This is a genomic window from Streptomyces pacificus, from assembly GCF_011766325.1.
GTDB classification, from domain to species: Bacteria; Actinomycetota; Actinomycetes; order Streptomycetales; family Streptomycetaceae; genus Streptomyces; species Streptomyces pacificus.
In genome coordinates, this window is sequence record NZ_BLLG01000020.1 from 57,428 (window position 1) to 75,233 (window position 17,806).

14 protein-coding genes and 3 tRNA genes are annotated in these 17,806 nt (G+C 72.8%); 8 read left to right on the top strand and 9 right to left on the bottom strand.

What is annotated here, in order from left to right; all coding sequences use genetic code 11:
* Window positions 1–38: 38 nt before the first annotated feature.
* The 5 genes from SCWH03_RS24185 to purS form a co-directional block, all read right to left on the bottom strand.
* Complete coding sequence (locus SCWH03_RS24185) at window positions 39–917, bottom strand: META domain-containing protein (protein ID WP_173266415.1); 879 nt, start codon at window positions 915–917, stop codon at window positions 39–41.
* Between the two features lie 212 nt (window positions 918–1,129).
* Window positions 1,130–1,945, bottom strand: a complete 816-nt coding sequence (locus SCWH03_RS24190) for a maleylpyruvate isomerase family mycothiol-dependent enzyme (RefSeq protein WP_173266416.1) — start codon at window positions 1,943–1,945, stop codon at window positions 1,130–1,132.
* A gap of 219 nt (window positions 1,946–2,164) precedes the next feature.
* A complete protein-coding gene (purL, locus tag SCWH03_RS24195) occupies window positions 2,165–4,414 on the bottom strand; it encodes a phosphoribosylformylglycinamidine synthase subunit PurL (protein ID WP_173266417.1) in 2,250 nt (749 codons plus the stop codon).
* A gap of 263 nt (window positions 4,415–4,677) precedes the next feature.
* Entirely contained in the window at window positions 4,678–5,358 is a 681-nt protein-coding gene (purQ, locus tag SCWH03_RS24200) for a phosphoribosylformylglycinamidine synthase subunit PurQ (RefSeq protein ID WP_173266418.1), read from the bottom strand.
* The gene (gene purS / locus SCWH03_RS24205; protein ID WP_017946142.1) at window positions 5,355–5,600 is read right to left on the bottom strand and encodes a phosphoribosylformylglycinamidine synthase subunit PurS; all 246 of its coding nucleotides are present in this window, start codon (window positions 5,598–5,600) and stop codon (window positions 5,355–5,357) included. Before purS ends, purQ begins: the two co-directional genes overlap by 4 nt.
* 298 nt (window positions 5,601–5,898) lie before the next feature.
* Between purS and SCWH03_RS24210 the strand changes: the two genes are divergently transcribed.
* From SCWH03_RS24210 to SCWH03_RS24245, 8 genes are all read left to right on the top strand, one after another.
* The gene (locus tag SCWH03_RS24210; protein ID WP_173266419.1) at window positions 5,899–6,228 is read left to right on the top strand and encodes a histone-like nucleoid-structuring protein Lsr2; all 330 of its coding nucleotides are present in this window, start codon (window positions 5,899–5,901) and stop codon (window positions 6,226–6,228) included.
* 137 nt (window positions 6,229–6,365) lie between these two features.
* Window positions 6,366–6,437 (top strand) — tRNA-Gly (locus tag SCWH03_RS24215).
* Between the two features lie 78 nt (window positions 6,438–6,515).
* A tRNA-Gly gene (locus SCWH03_RS24220) sits at window positions 6,516–6,588 on the top strand.
* A gap of 248 nt (window positions 6,589–6,836) precedes the next feature.
* The gene (locus tag SCWH03_RS24225) at window positions 6,837–7,769 is read left to right on the top strand and encodes an ABC transporter ATP-binding protein (protein WP_173266420.1); all 933 of its coding nucleotides are present in this window, start codon (window positions 6,837–6,839) and stop codon (window positions 7,767–7,769) included.
* A 218-nt stretch (window positions 7,770–7,987) separates the two neighbouring features.
* Entirely contained in the window at window positions 7,988–8,833 is an 846-nt protein-coding gene (locus SCWH03_RS24230; protein ID WP_173266421.1) for an ABC transporter permease, read from the top strand.
* Window positions 8,834–8,861: 28 nt separating this feature from the next.
* Window positions 8,862–10,214, top strand: coding sequence for a sensor histidine kinase (locus SCWH03_RS24235; RefSeq protein WP_308788884.1), 1,353 nt, complete (start codon window positions 8,862–8,864; stop codon window positions 10,212–10,214).
* Window positions 10,215–10,227: 13 nt separating this feature from the next.
* Window positions 10,228–10,845 (top strand): response regulator transcription factor, encoded by a 618-nt coding sequence (locus SCWH03_RS24240; protein ID WP_173266423.1) that lies wholly within the window; start codon window positions 10,228–10,230, stop codon window positions 10,843–10,845.
* A 22-nt stretch (window positions 10,846–10,867) separates the two neighbouring features.
* Window positions 10,868–10,943, top strand: a tRNA-Gly gene (locus SCWH03_RS24245).
* Window positions 10,944–10,982: 39 nt separating this feature from the next.
* Here SCWH03_RS24245 and SCWH03_RS24250 read toward each other — a convergent pair.
* The 4 genes from SCWH03_RS24250 to purD all read right to left on the bottom strand — a co-directional run bounded on the left by SCWH03_RS24250 (window position 10,983) and on the right by purD (window position 17,764).
* A complete protein-coding gene (locus tag SCWH03_RS24250; protein WP_173266424.1) occupies window positions 10,983–11,882 on the bottom strand; it encodes a phosphoribosylaminoimidazolesuccinocarboxamide synthase in 900 nt (299 codons plus the stop codon).
* A gap of 189 nt (window positions 11,883–12,071) precedes the next feature.
* A complete protein-coding gene (locus SCWH03_RS24255) occupies window positions 12,072–13,577 on the bottom strand; it encodes a N,N-dimethylformamidase beta subunit family domain-containing protein (RefSeq protein ID WP_173266425.1) in 1,506 nt (501 codons plus the stop codon).
* Window positions 13,578–13,797: 220 nt separating this feature from the next.
* The gene (locus tag SCWH03_RS24260; protein WP_173266426.1) at window positions 13,798–15,633 is read right to left on the bottom strand and encodes a M48 family metalloprotease; all 1,836 of its coding nucleotides are present in this window, start codon (window positions 15,631–15,633) and stop codon (window positions 13,798–13,800) included.
* Between the two features lie 877 nt (window positions 15,634–16,510).
* On the bottom strand, window positions 16,511–17,764 hold the full coding sequence (gene purD / locus SCWH03_RS24265) for a phosphoribosylamine--glycine ligase (protein WP_173266427.1): 1,254 nt from the start codon (window positions 17,762–17,764) through the stop codon (window positions 16,511–16,513).
* Between the last annotated feature and the right edge of the window lie 42 nt (window positions 17,765–17,806).

Here is a 17,806-nt window from a genome sequence, read left to right on the forward strand (position 1 = left end):
CGGGTGCGCGACGGGTGCGGGACTCGCCCCTCGCGCCCTCAGTCGGCCACCGCCACCAGTCCCTTGCCGCCGTCCGCAGAGGTGAGGGTCAGGCCCCGGTGCTTCAGCGCGTACGACACCCGGCCGGTGAGAGCGTCGGTCACGGCCTTCTCCAGCGCTCCGGCGGGGCCGGCGCACACCTTGCGGGTACTGGACAGCGGGCCGACGGTGAGCGTCGAAGCGGCGATCTTCACCTCGGCTCGGAAGCCGTTGCAGCCGAGGTTGCCCCTGAGGGTGCCATCCTCGCCGATCGCGAAGTACGCCCTGCCCTCGGCGCCGGGAGGCAGGGAGGCGGCCGTGTCCCCCTGGAGCAGGGAGGTCACGGTCCACTCGGTGCCCGCCAGCGGGGCGGTGGGCTGCGCCGTCAGGGCGATCCGGTCGCCACCGGCGGCTACCAGGGTCAGGCTCTTCTCCGACGCCTTCGCCTTCAGCTCGCCGGAGAGGGCCGCATGCAGCGCCTCCTCGAAGCCGGCGACGGCGGGCGGACAGCCCATCTCGGTCGTCTCCGCAGGCCCGACCGTGATGGTGTCGCCCTTGATCGTCACATCGGCACCGAAGTGGTTGCAGCCGTAGTTGCCCTTGGCGCGGCCCTTCACGCCGTCCTCGCCGTCCTCGCCGTCCTCGCCGTCCCCGCCCTCGTCGCCCGCGTCGCCCGCCGTGAACTCGACGCGGGCTCCCACCGGCGCCGCGGTCGTCTTGCCGTCGACGGTCACCTCCCGGACGGTCCAGAGCACGCCGGCGACGGGGGCCCCGGGGAGCACGGAGCCGCCCGCGTCGTCCCCCGGGCCCTGCCCCCGGCCCTTTTCGGAGCCGCAGGCCGTAAGCGTGATGGCGGCCGCCAGGGCGGCAGCCGCGGGAACCATCGGTCGAATACGCATACCGGTCCGACGGGACGGACATGGCCCCGGTTCCCGGTTCTGACCGATCCTGACCGGTCCGGGGCTGGTCCCGTACAGGGCGATCCGGGGCGGTCCGGGGCGGTCCAGTGCCGGGCGGTCCGCTCCGATCCACTCCGATCAACTCCGATCCACTCCGGTTGCCTTCCGGTTCCGGCGCCGGGACGGACATGGCCCCGGTTCCTCGGGACCCGTCACGCCATCAGGGCGGGTCCTCGGCCCATCAGGGGAAGCAGCGCCGAGAGGTCGGAGCGCTCGCCGCTCGCGCTCACCCTCGCCGCCTCCCGCGCAGCCGCCCAGGCCTGGCGTCCCGTGGCCAGCCGGATCCAGGTCAGCGGATCGGTCTCGACGACGTTCGCAGGCGTGCCGCGGGTGTGCCGCGGCCCCTCGACGCACTGCACCACGGCGTACGGCGGAATCCTCAGCTCCACCGAGCCGCCGGGGGCCTTCACCGCGAACGCGTCCGCGAGCAGGCGAACGGAGGCCGCCAGTGCCTGGCGCTCGTACGGCAGGTCGAGTCCGGTCGCGTCCGCCAGGTCGTCGGTGCGGACCACCAGTTCCACGGCGCGGGTGACAAGGTGGTCAGCGAGCCGCATCCCACCGGCCCGGGTGCGTACCAGCCGCTCGGCGGGGCCCCCGGCCAGCGCGGCTCCCACCGCTTCGGCGGTCCGCCCGTACAGGGCCGGGAGGTCCCGGGAAGCGCACGCCGCGACCGGCGGGCCCTCGTCCGGGGCACCCGCACATCCGTCCGTGGAGAGGGGCCAGTCCAGCAGCGCGGCATCCGCCTTCGCCGGCTCCGGGCCGTCGAGGGCCGCCGCCACGGCACCGAAGGCCAGCGCGATATGCGCCGCGAGTTCGCGGACCGTCCAGTCGCCGATCCGGGTCGGCAGGGCCAGCTGCTCCGCGGTCAGCGTCCCGACGGCCTGCCGGACGTGCCCGAACTGGGCGAGGACGGCGGCGCGGATCCTGACGGGGTCGTAGCTGCGGGTGCGCTTCCTGGCCGGTGGCATACGGCCGAGACTAGCCCGCTCCTCGGACACCGCCGGATCCGCCCGCGCACGTCGGCCCACGGCATTGCCGAATCGACCGGGCAGGCCCGCGAAGCGGAGCCCGCCGCCGCCCTCCCAAGCGCGGCGCCGGGCCCGGCACACGGCCGCGGCCGCGGCCCCCGCCCCGGTGGACTTCCGGACCGGGGACCGCCGGCACCGGCGGCCCGGGTGGACGACGCCTCAGGCGAACAACGCCGGGACGGTCCCCTCGTGCGCGGTGCGCAGTTCGCCCAGCGGGACGGTGAACTCGCCCTGGACCTCCACCGCGTCCCCGTCCACCACACCGATCCGGGTGGCCGGCAGGCCCCGCGCACCGCACATGTCGGTGAAGCGGAGTTCCTCGCTGCGCGGCACCGCGACGACGGCACGGCCCGGTGACTCGGAGAAGAGGAACGTGAAGGCGTCGAGGCCGTCCGGTACGACCAGCCGGGCACCCTTCCCGCCGCGCAGGCAGGACTCGGTGACCGCCTGGACCAGGCCGCCGTCGCTGAGGTCGTGGGCCGCGTCGATCATGCCGTCCCGGGAGCCCGAGATCAGGATCTCGGCGAGCAGCCTCTCCCGGTCCAGGTCGACCTTCGGCGGCAGACCGCCGAGGTGGTCGTGGACCACCTGCGACCAGGCCGACCCGCCGAACTCCTCGCGCGTGTCGCCCAGCAGGTAGAGCAGCAGGCCCTCCTCCGCGAAGGCGATCGGTGTGCGGCGCGCCACGTCGTCGATCACACCGAGTACGGCCACGACGGGGGTCGGGTGGATGGCCGTGTCGCCGGTCTGGTTGTAGAGGGAGACGTTGCCCCCGGTCACCGGGGTGCCCAGGTGCAGGCAGCCGTCCGCCAGACCACGGGTGGCCTCGGCGAACTGCCACATGACTGCCGGGTCCTCGGGCGAGCCGAAGTTCAGGCAGTCGGACACGGCGAGCGGCCTGGCTCCCGAGGCCGCGACGTTGCGGTACGCCTCGGCCAGCGCGAGCTGCGCGCCCGCGTACGGGTCGAGCTTCGCGTACCGGCCGTTGCCGTCCGTCGCGAGGGCCACACCGAGGCCGGTGTCCGGGTCGATACGGACCATCCCGGCGTCCTCGGGCTGCGCGAGCACGGTGTTGCCCTGCACAAAGCGGTCGTACTGGTCCGTGATCCAGGACTTGGCGGCCTGGTTCGGTGACGCGACCAGCTTCAGCACCTGCTCGCGCAGCTCCCCGGACGTGGCCGGGCGGGGCAGCCTGCCCGCGTCGTCGGCCTGGAGCGCGTCCTGCCACTCGGGGCGGGCGTACGGGCGGTGGTACGTCGGGCCCTCGTGCGCGACGGTGCCCGGCGGCACGTCCACGATCTGCTCGCCGTGCCAGAAGATCTCCAGCCGCTCGCCCTCCGTCACCTCGCCGATCACGGTGGCGATGACGTCCCACTTCTCGCAGATCTCCATGAAGCGCTCGACGTGCCGCGGCTCGACGATCGCGCACATGCGCTCCTGCGACTCGCTCATGAGGATCTCCTCGGGCGAGAGGGTCGCGTCGCGCAGCGGCACCGAGTCGAGGTCGACGCGCATACCGCCGGAGCCCGCGGAGGCCAGCTCGGAGGTGGCGCAGGAGAGTCCGGCGCCGCCGAGGTCCTGGATGCCGGCGACCAGCTTCTCCCGGAAGACCTCCAGGGTGCACTCGATGAGCAGCTTCTCCTGGAACGGGTCGCCGACCTGGACCGCGGGGCGCTTGGCGGGCTTGGTGTCGTCGAACGTCTCGGAGGCGAGCACGGACACGCCGCCGATGCCGTCGCCTCCGGTGCGGGCCCCGTACAGGATGACCTTGTTACCCGCGCCTGACGCCTTGGCCAGGTGGATGTCCTCGTGCTTCATGACGCCCACGCAGAGGGCGTTGACCAGCGGGTTGCCCTGGTAGCAGGAGTCGAACACGACCTCGCCGCCGATGTTGGGCAGACCCAGGCAGTTGCCGTAGCCGCCGACGCCCGCCACGACACCGGGCAGCACGCGCTTGGTGTCGGGATGGTCCGCGGCGCCGAACCGCAGCGGGTCCATGACCGCGACCGGCCGGGCTCCCATGGCCAGGATGTCCCGGACGATGCCGCCGACACCGGTGGCCGCGCCCTGGTAGGGCTCGATGTAGCTGGGGTGGTTGTGCGACTCGACCTTGAAGGTGACCGCGTACCCCTGGCCGACGTCGACGACGCCCGCGTTCTCGCCGATGCCGACGAGCAGGGCGTCGTTCTCCGGGGCCTTCTCGCCGAACTGCTTCAGATGGACCTTGCTGCTCTTGTACGAGCAGTGCTCGGACCACATGACGGAGTACATCGCGAGCTCGGCGCCGGTCGGGCGGCGGCCGAGGATCTCTCGGATACGCGCGTACTCGTCCTCCTTGAGTCCGAGCTCCTTCCAGGGCAGCTCGGACTCGGGAGTCTCGGTTGCGTGCTTGACGGTATCCAGGGTCACGCTCGGTCGCTCCTTCGCACGCGATCGACGCAGCAGACGCGAACGAGGCGCTCACACGCTCCCTCGACCGCTCCGGTATCCAGGGTCACGCTCGGTCGCTCCTTCGCACGCGATCGACGCAGCAGACACGGACGAGGCGCCCACACGCTCCCTCGACCGCTCCGGTATCCAGGGTCACGCTCGGTCGCTCCTTCGCACGCGATCGACGCAGCAGACACGGACGAGGCGCCCACACGCTCCCTCGACCGCTCCGGTATCCAGGGTCACGTTGCGACCGTCTTCTTCAGGATCGAGGTGAAGAACCCGAGGCCGTCCGTGCCGCCGGTGCCGATGAGGGGCTCCACGGCGTGCTCCGGATGGGGCATCAGGCCGACGACGTTGCCCTCGGCGTTGGTGATGCCCGCGATGTCGCGCAGCGAGCCGTTGGGGTTCAGGTCCAGGTAGCGGAAGGCGACCCGGCCCTCGGCCTCGAGTTCGTCGAGTACCCGCTCGGCGGCGACGTAGCGGCCGTCCACGTTCTTCAGCGGTACGGAGATCTCCCGGCCCTGCTCGTACTCGGCGGTCCAGGCGGTTTCCGCGTTCTCCACTCGCAGCTTCTGGTCGCGGCAGATGAAGTGCAGGTGGTTGTTCCTGAGCATCGCACCCGGCAGCAGATGGGCCTCGGTGAGGATCTGGAAGCCGTTGCAGATACCCAGGACCGGCATCCCGGACCTCGCCTGGTCGATGACCGTTTCCATCACGGGCGAGAAGCGGGAGATGGCGCCCGCCCGGAGATAGTCGCCGTAGGAGAAGCCGCCCGCGAGGACGACCGCGTCGACCTGCTTCAGGCCCTTGTCGCGGTGCCACAGCGAAACGGGCTCGGCGCCCGCCAGGCGTACGGCGCGCAGTGCGTCCCGGTCGTCGAGCGTTCCGGGGAATGTGACGACACCGATACGAGCCGTCACGACTCCACCTTTACGACGAAGTCCTCGATGACGGTGTTCGCGAGGAACGTCTCCGCCATCTCGTGGATACGGGCGAGAGCGGCCTCGTCGACCGGCCCGTCGACCTCGAGTTCGAAGCGCTTTCCCTGACGTACGTCCGCGATCCCCTCGAAGCCCAGGCGGGGCAGTGCGCGCTGCACCGCCTGGCCCTGCGGGTCGAGGATCTCCGGCTTGAGCATGACGTCGACGACGACGCGTGCCACTGGCACTCCCGGTGGTGTGGTGCTGAAGGCGGTTCCCTCAGCGTACCCGCCCAGAAATTCTACGCGCATAGATATCACGAGAACACCAGGGAAAAAACCAGGGAAAAGCCGCGCGACCTCATTGCGGAGGACACGCGGATACCATTGACTGGGCTTCCCCATATGATGCCGTCCGCTGTACAAAGGAATACAGCGGAATGCAGCATCGCCCCGCGACAGCTGGAATACCGGATTCGCCCCCGCGTCGGCACTGACCTGTGCCGACCCGGCCGGCGAACCGCAGGAAAGGACGATATCCGTGGCGCAGCGCGTAGTAGTGACGCTCTCCGACGACATCGACGGCGGAGCAGCGGCGGAAACGGTTTCGTTCGGCCTGGACGGGAAGTCGTACGAGATCGACCTCAACCCCGCCAACGCGGAGAGACTGCGCACCGCCCTCGCACCCTACGTGGCGGCGGGACGCAAGGCCGCCAAGCACACGGGCAGGGGCCGCAGGGAGTACCGGCGCACCCATCTCGCACCCGACCCGGCGGCGGTCCGCGCCTGGGCGCAGTCGAACAAGATGGACGTGCCGGCGCGCGGCCGGATCCCCAAGCGCGTGTACGAAGCCTTCCGGCAGGCGAGCTGAACACCCGCGCGCACAGCGGGAGAAGACCCCGCGGCCGGGCTCCGGCAAGAAGCCGAGTTGCGCTGCACCCCCGCAGGTGGGCTAGAGTCTGGATCACGCCGAGGGGCGAGGCCGGAAGGCCGGGCCCCACGGAGCGTGCGGGTGTAGTTCAGTAGCAGAACAGCCCTCTTCCAGAGGGAAGGCGCAGTGTGCAATTCCTGTCACCCGCTCCGCACCGCGTACCGACCACCGCAGTGGATCGGGTAGAGTGATGGACGCCCCGCCAGTGAAAGTCGGGCGGCGGCAGTGCGGACGTGGCTCAGTTGGTAGAGCATCACCTTGCCAAGGTGAGGGTCGCGAGTTCGAATCTCGTCGTCCGCTCTGGTGGGAAGGCCCCGGTTCTCAACAACCGGGGCCTTCCTCGTGTTGCCCCTCTTCGCACGCGGACCCGCCCATCGCTCCGAACGCCGGCCTGCCCCGCTGCGCCGGCCCCTCCTCTCCGCGCACCCCCCTCTCCTCCCATGTGCCGCCGCCTCCTCTCACGTGCCACCGCCGTTGCTGACATTTGTCATGCGCGCCGATGACAGCACGCACTGCCGAAGGCCGCGGTCCGGCGGGACGCTGGTGCCATGGACATCGATGGGCATGTGATCGAGGCCGCCGGACTGCGCCGCGGCTACCGCGGCGGGTTCGAGGCCGTGAGCGGAATCACCTTCACCGTGGGGCGCGGCGAGTTGTTCGCCCTGCTCGGGACGAACGGCGCAGGCAAGACCTCCACCGTCGAGCTGCTGGAGGGCCTGGCCGCCCCGAGCGCAGGCACCGTGCGGGTCCTGGGCCGCGACCCGTACCGCGAACGGGCGGCGGTACGGCCCCGGATCGGGGTCATGCTCCAGGAGGGCGGCTTCCCCACCGACCTGACGGCCGTCGAAACGGTCCGGATGTGGGCCGGGTGCACCAGCGGCGCCCGCCCGTCGGAGGAGGCTCTTGAGCTCGTGGGCCTCAGCAGGCGGTCCGGGGTACGGGTCAAGCAGCTGTCCGGCGGCGAGCGGCGCAGGCTCGACCTCGCGCTGGCCCTGCTCGGCCGGCCCGAGGTCCTCTTCCTCGACGAGCCGACGACCGGTCTCGACGCCGAAGGACGGCGCGACACCTGGGAGTTGGTCCGGGACCTGCGGGACGCCGGCACGACCGTGCTCCTGACCACGCACTACCTGGAGGAGGCGGAGAGCCTCGCCGACCGACTGGCGATCATGCACAGCGGCAGGATCGTCGCCACCGGCACCCCCGACGAGGTGACCGCCTCCCGGCCGTCCCGTATCCGCTTCGTCCTCCCGCAGGAGGTGCCGGCCGCACGGCTGCCGCTCACGCTGCGGGCGGCCGCGGACGGGCAGCGTGTCGAGATCCGCACCCGCGAACTGCAGCGCTCGCTCGGTGAACTTCTGCGCTGGGCCGATGGGTCCGGGGTACGGCTCGACCGCCTCGACGCCCGCTCCGCCTCGCTGGAGGAGGCGTTCCTGGAGATCGCCCGCCCGGGCACGGAAACGGAGACGGCAGGGATCTTGTGAAGGCGAGCACGACGGACACGGCCACGGAGCCCACCGCGAACCAGGCAGACCCGGCGGACGCGGCGGACGCAGCGGGCACGGCGAACACGGCGGATACTACGGACACCCGGAACACAGGGGGCATAGTGAATACAGCGGGCACAACCGGCACAGCGGGCGCGTCCGACACGCCGCGCTCAACGGCCGAGCATGCCGCGGACGCGGGGACCTCCGCCTCGGTGGCGCCCCCGGGCGCGGCGACTCCGGGCGCGGCGACTCCGGGCACGGCGCCCCCGGCGGCGTCAGGAACGACGAGGACCGGCACCACGGCCGCCGGACGGCTGGTCGCACTCGGCCGAGCCGAGCTGACCCTGCTCCTGCGGAACCGGACCGCGCTGTTCGTCGCACTGCTGATGCCCGTCGCGATGGTGGTCGCCCTCCGCGGGACGCTCGGCGGGATGGACCTCTCGGGCGCCGGCCTTAGTCTCGGGGAAGCCCTCATGACCGGGGGCATCGGCATGGTGCTGATCCTCGTGGTGTACCTCAACCTCACATCGGCCCTGGTGGCCCGGCGCGAGGAGCTGGTACTCAAGCGGCTGCGGACCGGCGAGCTGTCCGACGTGGAGATCCTCGCCGGGACGGCGCTGCCGGCCGCCGCGCTCGCGCTCGCGCAGATCGCCCTGATGGTTGTGGCCGGCGTCGTGCTCCTCGGTACCGACGCGCCCCGGCGGCCCGAGTTCCTGGTCGCCGGAACGGTGCTGGGCACCGTCGTGATGACGGCCCTGGCCGCCGCGACATCCGCGATCACCCGGACCGTGGAGAGCGCGCAGATCACCACCCTCCCGCTGTTCCTGGTCTCGGCGGGCGGCTCCGGGCTGTTCATCCCGCTCGGCATGCTGCCGGACCGGGTCGCGTCGGTGTGCGAACTGCTGCCGCTGACCGGTGTGATGCGACTCGTGGAGGCAGGTGTGAGCGGTGGTGCGGACACCGCACAGCTCACCGGTGATGCGCTCGGCGCGGTGGCCTGGACCGTGATCTCGGTGTTTGCTGTGCGACGGTGGTTCCGCTGGGAGCCGCGACGCTGACGGCGGGGAGGAACGGGGGGTGTCCGGGATGCGGGTACAGGGCTGGAGCGGGCGCAGCGGGCTCGCCAAGGTGGACCTGTACACACGCGGCACCGTGTACCTCCTCGTCTGGGCCGCCCTGCTCGCGCTGATGCTGCTCATGCTGACCCGGCCCGTCCGCCTCGGCGCGCACCCCGCCATGGCCGTCGGCGCCCCGCTGCTGGCGGTGGCGAACGGTGTGGCGTCCACCCTGCTCGCGGGGCGCGCGATGGACGCCTACCTGGGGCAGGGTCGGGTCCCGCGGAGGCTGGTCGGCGGGGCGGCGGTGATCGCCGCCCTGGCGACCGGGACGGCGCTCTGTCTTTCGGCGACCGCGGGTATGGAGGGGAGGCTGCCCATCGCGCTGTCTGCGGCGCTGGTCCCCTTCCTGACGGCACACTGCCTGATCGTGCGGCGGCGGACGACCGTGCTGATCCACGGGGGCCTGCTGGCCCTGCTGGGCGTGCTGGTGCCGCTGACCGGCCGCAGCACCGTGGAGTCCCTGTTCACCCTCGGGACCGTCGCCTTCTCGATCGGCTGGCTCGCCCTCACCGCCCGGATCTCCATGTGGGTTCTCGCGGTGATGTGGGAGCTGCGCGAGGCCCGCGACGTCGAGGCGCGGCTCGCGGTCGCGGAGGAGCGGCTGCGGTTCGGCCGTGATCTGCACGATGTGCTGGGCCGCAATCTCGCGGTGATCGCGCTGAAGAGCGAACTGGCCGTGCAGGTCGCCCGGCGCGGCGACGAACGCCGGGCGCTGGAGCAGATGGCCGAGGTGCAGCGGATCGCCCGGGAGTCCCAGCGCGAGGTCCGGGACGTCGTACGCGGCTACCGGGGCGCGGACCTGCGGACCGAACTGGACGGCGCCCGGGGGGTACTGGGCGCGGCGGGGATCCACTGCACGATCGAGTCCCCCGGCCACAGGCCGCCGTTCGACGGACCGCCCGGCAACGCGCCGCCGTTCGACGGACCGCCCGTCGACGCCCTGCCGGCGGAGATCCAGTCCGCGCTCGCCTGGGTCGTCCGCGAGGCGACGACGAACGTGCTGCGGCACGGGGAGGCCGTGCACTGCGCCATCGCGCTCAGCACGGCGACCGGTGCGGCGGCGCTGACCGTGGAGAACGACGGTGTACGGGGCCGAACCACCCCAGGGTTGCCGGCCGCCCTGCCGACCGCTCCCGGCACCGGCCTGGCCGGCCTGCGGGAACGGCTGGCGGCCCTCGGCGGCACGTTGGAGGCGGGCCCGGCGCCCGGCGCCCGCTTCCGCCTCACGGCACGGGTGCCGCTGCCGGGCGGGGGTGCGCCCGACGTCCCGGGACGGGAGCCGGGCGCACCCGGCGACCGACGACGATCACTCGAGAGATGAGGACGGACAGGGCGTGACACAGGATCGTGTACGGGTACTGCTGGCCGACGACGAGCATCTGATCCGCGGCGCGCTCGCCGCGCTCCTCGCCCTCGAGGACGACCTGCTCGTGGTGGCCGAGGCCGGCTCCGGTGCGGAGGCGCTGGCGATGGCACGCTCGCACCGGCCGGACGTGGCCGTCCTGGATCTCCAGATGCCGGGCGGGGACGGTGTGAAGGTCGCCACAGCGCTGACGGCCGAGTTGCCCGGCTGCCGGACGATGATCGTGACCGGTCACGGGCGACCCGGCCACCTCAAGCGCGCGCTCGCCGCCGGGGTGCGCGGCTTCGTGCCGAAGACGGTCAGCGCCCAGCGGCTCGCCGAGATCATCCGTACCGTGCACGGGGGAAACCGTTACGTCGACCCCGAATTGGCCGCCGACGCCATCTCCACGGGAGACTCCCCGCTCACCGCGCGCGAGGCCGAGGTGCTGGAGCTCGCCGGCGACGGGGCCCCGATCGCGGAGATCGCCGAGCGGGCATCGCTGTCACCGGGCACGGTCCGCAACTACCTGTCGGCGGCGGCGGCGAAACTGGGTGCGGAGAACCGGCACACCGCGGTGCGCCTCGCGCGGGAGCGGGGTTGGGTATAGTGGGCTCCGCGCCACGGCGCATGCGGACGTAGCTCAGTTGGTAGAGCGCAACCTTGCCAAGGTTGAGGTCGCGAGTTCGAGCCTCGTCGTCCGCTCCAGTCGAGAAGCCCCGGCCCGATGGCCGGGGCTTCTTCGTGTCATGACCAGGCGGTGCCCGTCAGCAGCTCGTACGCCTCCAGGTACCGGGCGCGGGTCGCCGCCACGACGTCCTCCGGCAGGGCCGGCGGGGGCTGCTCGCTCCCGCGGTCCCAGCCGGAGGCGGGCGAGGTCAGCCAGTCCCGCACGTACTGCTTGTCGTACGAAGGCTGGGGGCGTCCCGGCTCCCACTGGTCGGCAGGCCAGAAGCGCGAGGAGTCCGGGGTCAGCACCTCGTCGGCGATGACCAGCCGTTCACCGTCGAAGCCGAACTCGAACTTGGTGTCGGCGAGGATGATGCCGCGCTCGCGGGCGATATCCCGGGCGCGGGTGTAGACGTCCAGCGTCGTCCGGCGGAGCAGTGCGGCCGTCTTCTCCCCGACCCGGCGGACGACCTGCTCGAAGGACACGTTCTCGTCGTGGTCGCCGACGGCGGCCTTGGTGGCGGGGGTGAAGATCGGGGCGGGCAGCTCGGAGCCGTCCACCAGCCCCTCGGGCAGCGCCAGTCCGCAGACCGTACGGCTCGCGTCGTACTCCGCGAGGCCGGAGCCGGTGAGGTAGCCGCGGGCGACACACTCGACCGGGACCATGTCGAGCGGCGTGCAGACGAGGGTGCGGCCCGCCCAGTCGGCGGGCGCGCCCACGGGGAGATCGGTGGAGACCACATGGTGGGGGGCGAGGTCCGCCAGGCGGTCGAACCACCAGAGGGAGAGCCGGGTGAGCACCCGGCCCTTGTCGGGGATCACGGTGGGCAGCACCCAGTCATACGCGGAGATGCGGTCGCTCGCCACCATCACGATGTCTCCCGCCTCGTTCTCGTAGAGATCGCGCACCTTGCCCGTGTGGAGGTGGGTGAGACCCGGAACCTGAATCGGCTCGGGCTTTTCTACGAATCCGGACACGGTTCCTCCGCGTAGGTTGATCCAGGAGCGCTTCCGATTCTCTCGCACCCGAGGACCGCTGCGGGCGGGAGGGTCGGTCCGGGGCCGAGGGAGGATCCGGGGCCGAGGAAGGATCCGGGGCCGAGGAAGGATCCGGGCCCCGGACGCACCGGCTCTCCGGGAACAGCCCTCGACGGACCTCGAAGGACCTCAGTCGCGCTTGCAGATCCGGTCGAGGAGGTTGGCGGTGGCACGTTGGATCCGCTCGTCCACATGGCCCGGACGGTCGAGCGCCGGGGACCAGGCGAACGTGCCGGACGCGAAGACGAGGGCGCCCGAGGGAGCCCGGTAGAGCGAGGTCTCCTGGTGGCGGGTGCCGCCCTCGCTGTCGGTGTACGGGGAGTGGGCCAGCAGGATCCGGCTCTCGTGCCCGGGGAGCGGGGTGCGGGGGAAGTAGCGGTCGGCCTCACCCGCCACCAGGCCGGGAATCTCGTCGCCGTCCCCGGCGCCGGTCGCCTCCCACAGCCAGTGGTCCCCGTTGCGCACCACCATCGGGTGGGGTTCGGGCACCCGGCCCACGTACTGGATGCCCAGGAGTTGCTGCTCGGCGCGGTCGATCTCGCGCCAGAGGGCCGATCGGCCGGGACCGCGGCGCTTGCGGCAGGTCAGCAGCCGGTCGGGGACTCCGGACGGGGAAGGTCCCAGTTCCGCCTGCCAGTACATGGTGTTGGCGGAGAGGAACACCAGCGATGTGCCCTGCTCGCGCGCCAGTTCCACGGTACGGCGCATCGGTGCCGACCAGTACTCGTCGTGGCCGGGGAACACCAGGCCGCGGTAGCGGGTCGGGTCGACCCGACCGGCGTGCAGGTCACGGGCATCGGCGTAGCCCAGGTCGTAGCCGTACCGCTCGGCCCAGCGGATGACGTCGTACGCGTGCCCCACGTGCAGCGGGAGGCCCGCCCCGGCGTAGGGGCGGTCGTAGGAGACGGTGATCGCGGCATCGTCCTCGCCGAGCAGCCGGCCGTTCTCGTCCCAGGCGTGGTAGAGGCTGGCGCCGGTCCGCCCGTCCTCCGGGTAGAGGTTGTACGCCTGCCAGGTCGTGTCGGGCAGGAGCAGCAGCAGGTCGGCCGGGCGGCCGTCGCGGACCGTGAACGGGATGTGCGAGCGGTAGCCGTCCTCGGTGGTCAGGACGGCGACATGCGCCCCGACGGACCAGTAGGACGGCACCTGCAGCCGCCAGGAGAGCCACCAGTGGTGGCAGGAGACCGTGCGGTCGGCTGCGAGGGGCGGCGGCTGGACGATGCCGGCGAGACGGGGACTGGTGATGATCTTGGCAGCGCCGTCACCGCCGTAGTGCCCGATGCGGTACACGTCGACCGAGAACCGCTGGGGCGGATCCACCGTGATGTGGAAGTCGATGGCCTGGCCCGGCGCGACCGCGCCGTCGGAGACGAAACCCTTGATCTGGCGGTGCACGTCGTCGGCGGTACGGAGGCCTCGCGAGCGCCCGCCCCGGCCCGCCGCCGCGTCCGGGTCCGCGTACCAGGGCACGACCTGACCGGTGTCGCCGAAGTACTGCTCGCTGCCCCGCAGCCAGGGGAGCGGGCCCTGCCCGAACGGGTCCGAGACGGCGTGGGCGAGGGCACCCGACTCCCAGCGCCTGATCGGCTCCCTGCGACGGGCCGACTCCCTGCGACGGGCCTCTTCCGCCTCCATACGCGGCCCCTCCCTCGTCCCCCGAGTACCGGTCCTGCCACGCTGACGGCCAGCGCCGGTCCAGCACATCACATAAAGCGCGCGGGCCGTCACCGTTCGTCGTGAATCGATGTGAGCGGAACGCCCTGTTCCGCCCTGAGATGGCGAGAAGCGACCGGGCCCGTCTCACGCGGGCCGGACGGGCTTCCGGCCCTCACGCCGGCCGGACGGACCTCTCGTCTCACACCAGCCGCACGGGCTTCTCAGGACGGACGCCGGCTGTCGTGAGCCAGGCCCTCAGCGGTTCCGGATCTCCGTCCTCGACCAGGCTGAGCACCCTGGCACCCAGGTCCGGGCGGCGCTCACCGTCGATGAACAGCGCAGGACCGTCCAGCCAGTCCATGCCCGGGGCGGCTCCCGCGGTGTCCACGGCCGCGCAGCACACCATGGCCGTCACATGGTCGGCCAGCAGTTCCCGTGCGGTGCGCGGCGGCTGGAGGGGGACGAGCGGCAGCGGTTCGGTGCCCCAGAGGTCCAGGTCGTCACCCGCGCGGGCCCCGGCCCCGTGCGGCGCTGCCGAGCGCTCGCGCGCGGCCTCCTCACGGGCCACGTCGGCGCTGATCCCGGCGGCGAGGGCGGCTCCCGGCCCCTCGGTGCCGGATGCCTCGGGGAAGGGGAGGTCCTCCACCGGGACGTTCGCCGGCTCCTCTGCCTCGGGGAAGGGGAGGTCCTCCACCGGGACGTTCACCGGCTCCTCCACCGGGTCCTGCGCCAGGTCCTGCACCGGATCCCGCGCCGAGTCCTGCACCGGCGGCCCCGCCACCGCCCCCGAGCCCGCCGCGAGGTGCTCCATCACCCGGGCCAGGGTGGGGCCGGCGGGGACACCCGCGACCGGCCGCACACCCATCGCGTCCAGGACCCGGTGCAGCCGGGCGGCCTCGGTGCGCCACTTCCGGTCGACGACCTCCTCCGGATAGTGCTGCCAGTCGACCGGCGACCAGTCCGGCCCGATCGCGGCCGGTCCACCGTGGAACAGACGGGCCGCCAGCAGCGACGCCGCCTCGTCCACGGCCCCCGGCTCCTCCAGCAGATCGCAGGCGGGGCGCTCGCCGAGCCGGGAGGCGAAGCCCTCCGCCAGCCGGTCGCGGCGGGACAGCTCGGTAAGCGCCGAGACCACTCCCGCATCGAGCCGACTCGGCCACCGCCCCATCCGCCAGGCGGGCAGCGCCACCCGGGTCAACAGACGGTCCCAGCCCGCATAGGCGAGGCCGACCTGCTCCTGGGCCACGATCCGCAGCCCGTAGTCCACGGCCTGTGCACGCTCGGATGCGGCCGCGGCGACACCGCGCTCCATCTCCGCCGCATGGCCGCGGCAGCTGCGCAGCAGGGCCCGGGCGACGCCGCCCACGGCCCCGTAGGCCAGCCTTCGCACCGCACCCGGCCCGGGACGGGCCGCCAGGCCTGCGGCGGCGTCCAGTCCACGCACGAAACGGCGGGCCGCGGCTATGTCGGGATGCGCCGAGGGGCCGGTGCCGGCGACGACCGGAGCGAGCACGGCACGCAGCTCCGCGACCCGCATCCACCATAGGAAGGGCGAGCCGATGACCAGGACGGGCGCCTCGTCCCGGGCGGTGGTGCGGGGGCCGTGGTGGGGGCTGTGCGCACGGTGGGTGCGGTCCTCCAGCCAGCTGTCGCAGTCGGGGGTGAGGGCTATGGCCGAGGGCGCCGGTACGTCCATGCGTTCGGCCAGGTCCTCGACCAGCCGGTACAGATCGGGAGCCGTGGTCAGGGCCAGCGGAACCGTCGGGCTGACGGCGGGTCTGGCGCGGGCTATCACGACGGCGACCGCGGCAGCGCCGAGCAGCACGACCACGGCGGCGGAGGTCGCCGCCCAGCGCGCGACGTCCCAGAGCCCGCCGCCGATACGGCCGGTGACCCCGCCGGCGAGGAGCACGACGGCGACGGCGGCGGGCAGCAGGGCCAGGGCCAGTGCCCTGTTGCGCACCCGCAGCACGGCGAGGGCACGGGAACGCGCGGCCAGCGCGCCCGCCTCCTCTCCGACGACGGTTCCGGACACGGCCGGACTCACCCCCTCTGCCCTGCGACGGTGTTGCTCACTCCCCCACTGTGGCACTCGCCGCGGACATCGCAATGCCGGTGGGCCAAGTGCCGGAACGCCTGCGCCGCACCCTAGTTGGGGCTTTCGCGGCCGTCATCCCGATGGGGTAGCCCTCACTCGATGGAATGTCTTTGGGCGAAGCCGCTGACATAGCGGACCGGCGGCCTGCCGAGCCCTGGACCTCACCGAACAGGCCGCGCGGGAGCAGACGGAGACCCTGGGCACCGCCTCCCGGGGGACGGCCGGGCGGCGGTCGGACGCACGCACCGCGAGGGGCTGGTACGCCGGACGGGTCGGACCCGCTTGGTACCCGGGCGGCGGGAGCGGAGCTCGGGGCCCGGGCTGCGGGGAGAGACGGGAAGCGAAGGGAACGGCCGAAACCAGACCGAAACCAGCTGACCGAAACCAGACGCACGGCAGGGGGCCCGAGCCGGAGCCGTACCCCCGTGACGGGGCCGGACCGGCGGAGACGTACGGCGGAGGCATACGGCGGGGCGAGTGGCGGGGAGGGAACCTGCCGAGCCGTACGGCCGGGCCGCGCGGCCGGAACATGACAGCGGCAACCAGACGGCCGAAATCCGACCCCGCAAAGGGGACGGGGGAAACGAAGCGGGCGAGACGAAGGGGCGGGAGGGGCGGGACGCCGGGGCCGATCCGGGAGAGGTTTCCGGAGATCGGTGAGAGGTTCCCGGACCGGTCCGGGGCTGTCGGCCGGAGAGCGACGCCTTCGGGCGCACCGGACCCGGTGGCCCGGTGCGCCCGGTGGAGTCGGTGCACCTGACCCGGCGCCGCCGGGCGCGCGCCCGGCGGTGCGGTCGAGGTCGCCGCAGGACCGTCAGGAGCGGGAAGCGGCCCTGGCTGCGATGTCCGTCCGGTGGTGCGAGCCGTCCAGCCGGATGCGGCCCACCGCGGCATAGGCGCGCTCACGGGCCTCGGCCAGGTCTTCACCGGTCGCGGTCACCGACAGCACCCGGCCGCCCGCGCTGAGGATCGCGTCGCCTTCCCGCCGGGTCCCGGCGTGCAGGACGTATGCGTGCGGCGCGTCCCGCACGGCGACCTCGTCGAGTCCGCCGATCGGGTCGCCGGTGCGGGGAGGGGCCGGGTAGTGGCGGGAGGCGATGACCACGGTCACGGCGGAGTCGCCGCGCCAGTTCAGCGGGGGCTCGTCGGCGAGAGCGCCCCTCGCCGCGTTCAGCAGGACGCTCGCCAGAGGTGTCCTGAGCCTGGCGAGCACCACCTGGGTCTCGGGGTCTCCGAAGCGGGCGTTGAACTCGATCACGCGGACACCGCGGCCGGTGATCGCGAGACCCGCGTACAGCAGGCCCGCGAACGGCGTGCCGCGGCGGCGGAGCTCGTCCACGGTGGGCTGGAGCACCGTCTCCATGACCTCGTCGACCAGCTTCGGGTCGGCCCACGGAAGCGGCGAGTACGCCCCCATGCCTCCCGTGTTCGGCCCCTCGTCACCGTCCAGCGCCCGCTTGAAGTCCTGTGCCGGCTGGAGCGGCAGCACCGTCTCGCCGTCGGTGATGGCGAAGAGCGAGACCTCGGGGCCGTCCAGGTACTCCTCGATGACCACGCGACCGCAGGCCAGCGCGTGCTCCCGGGCCTGCTCCGGATCGGCGGTCACGACGACGCCCTTGCCCGCGGCGAGCCCGTCGTCCTTGACCACATACGGTGCGCCGAACGCGTCCAGGGCCTCGTCGACCTCCTCGGGGGTGGTGCAGACATAGCTGCGCGCGGTGGGAACGTTCGCCGCGGCCATCACTTCCTTGGCGAAGGCCTTGGAGCCCTCGAGCCGGGCCGCCTCGCGGGAGGGGCCGAAGCAGGGGATGCCGGCGGCCCGGACGGCGTCGGCGACACCGGCGACGAGCGGTGCCTCGGGGCCGACGACGACCAGATCGGCCTCCAGCCGGCCGGCCAGCGCGGCGACGGCGGCACCGTCGACGGCGTCCACCGGGTGCAGCTCGGCGACGTCCGCGATGCCGGCGTTGCCGGGGGCGCAGTGCAGGGCTGAGACGTCGGGGTCGAGGGAGAGAGCGCGGCACAGGGCGTGTTCGCGGGCGCCGCCGCCGATGACGAGGACCTTCACGGCAGCCAGGGTAGCCCGCTCGCCGGGGGTGGTTTTGTGCGG

Excerpts from the sequence above, each read along its gene's own strand:
- SCWH03_RS24185 (WP_173266415.1), bottom strand. The coding sequence starts at position 917 with ATGCGTATTCGACCGATGGTTCCCGCGGCTGCCGCCCTGGCGGCCGCC.
- SCWH03_RS24190 (WP_173266416.1), bottom strand. The coding sequence starts at position 1,945 with ATGCCACCGGCCAGGAAGCGCACCCGCAGCTACGACCCCGTCAGGATC.
- SCWH03_RS24225 (WP_173266420.1), top strand. The coding sequence starts at position 6,837 with ATGGACATCGATGGGCATGTGATCGAGGCCGCCGGACTGCGCCGCGGC.
- SCWH03_RS24235 (WP_308788884.1), top strand. The coding sequence starts at position 8,862 with ATGCGGGTACAGGGCTGGAGCGGGCGCAGCGGGCTCGCCAAGGTGGAC.
- SCWH03_RS24255 (WP_173266425.1), bottom strand. The coding sequence starts at position 13,577 with ATGGAGGCGGAAGAGGCCCGTCGCAGGGAGTCGGCCCGTCGCAGGGAG.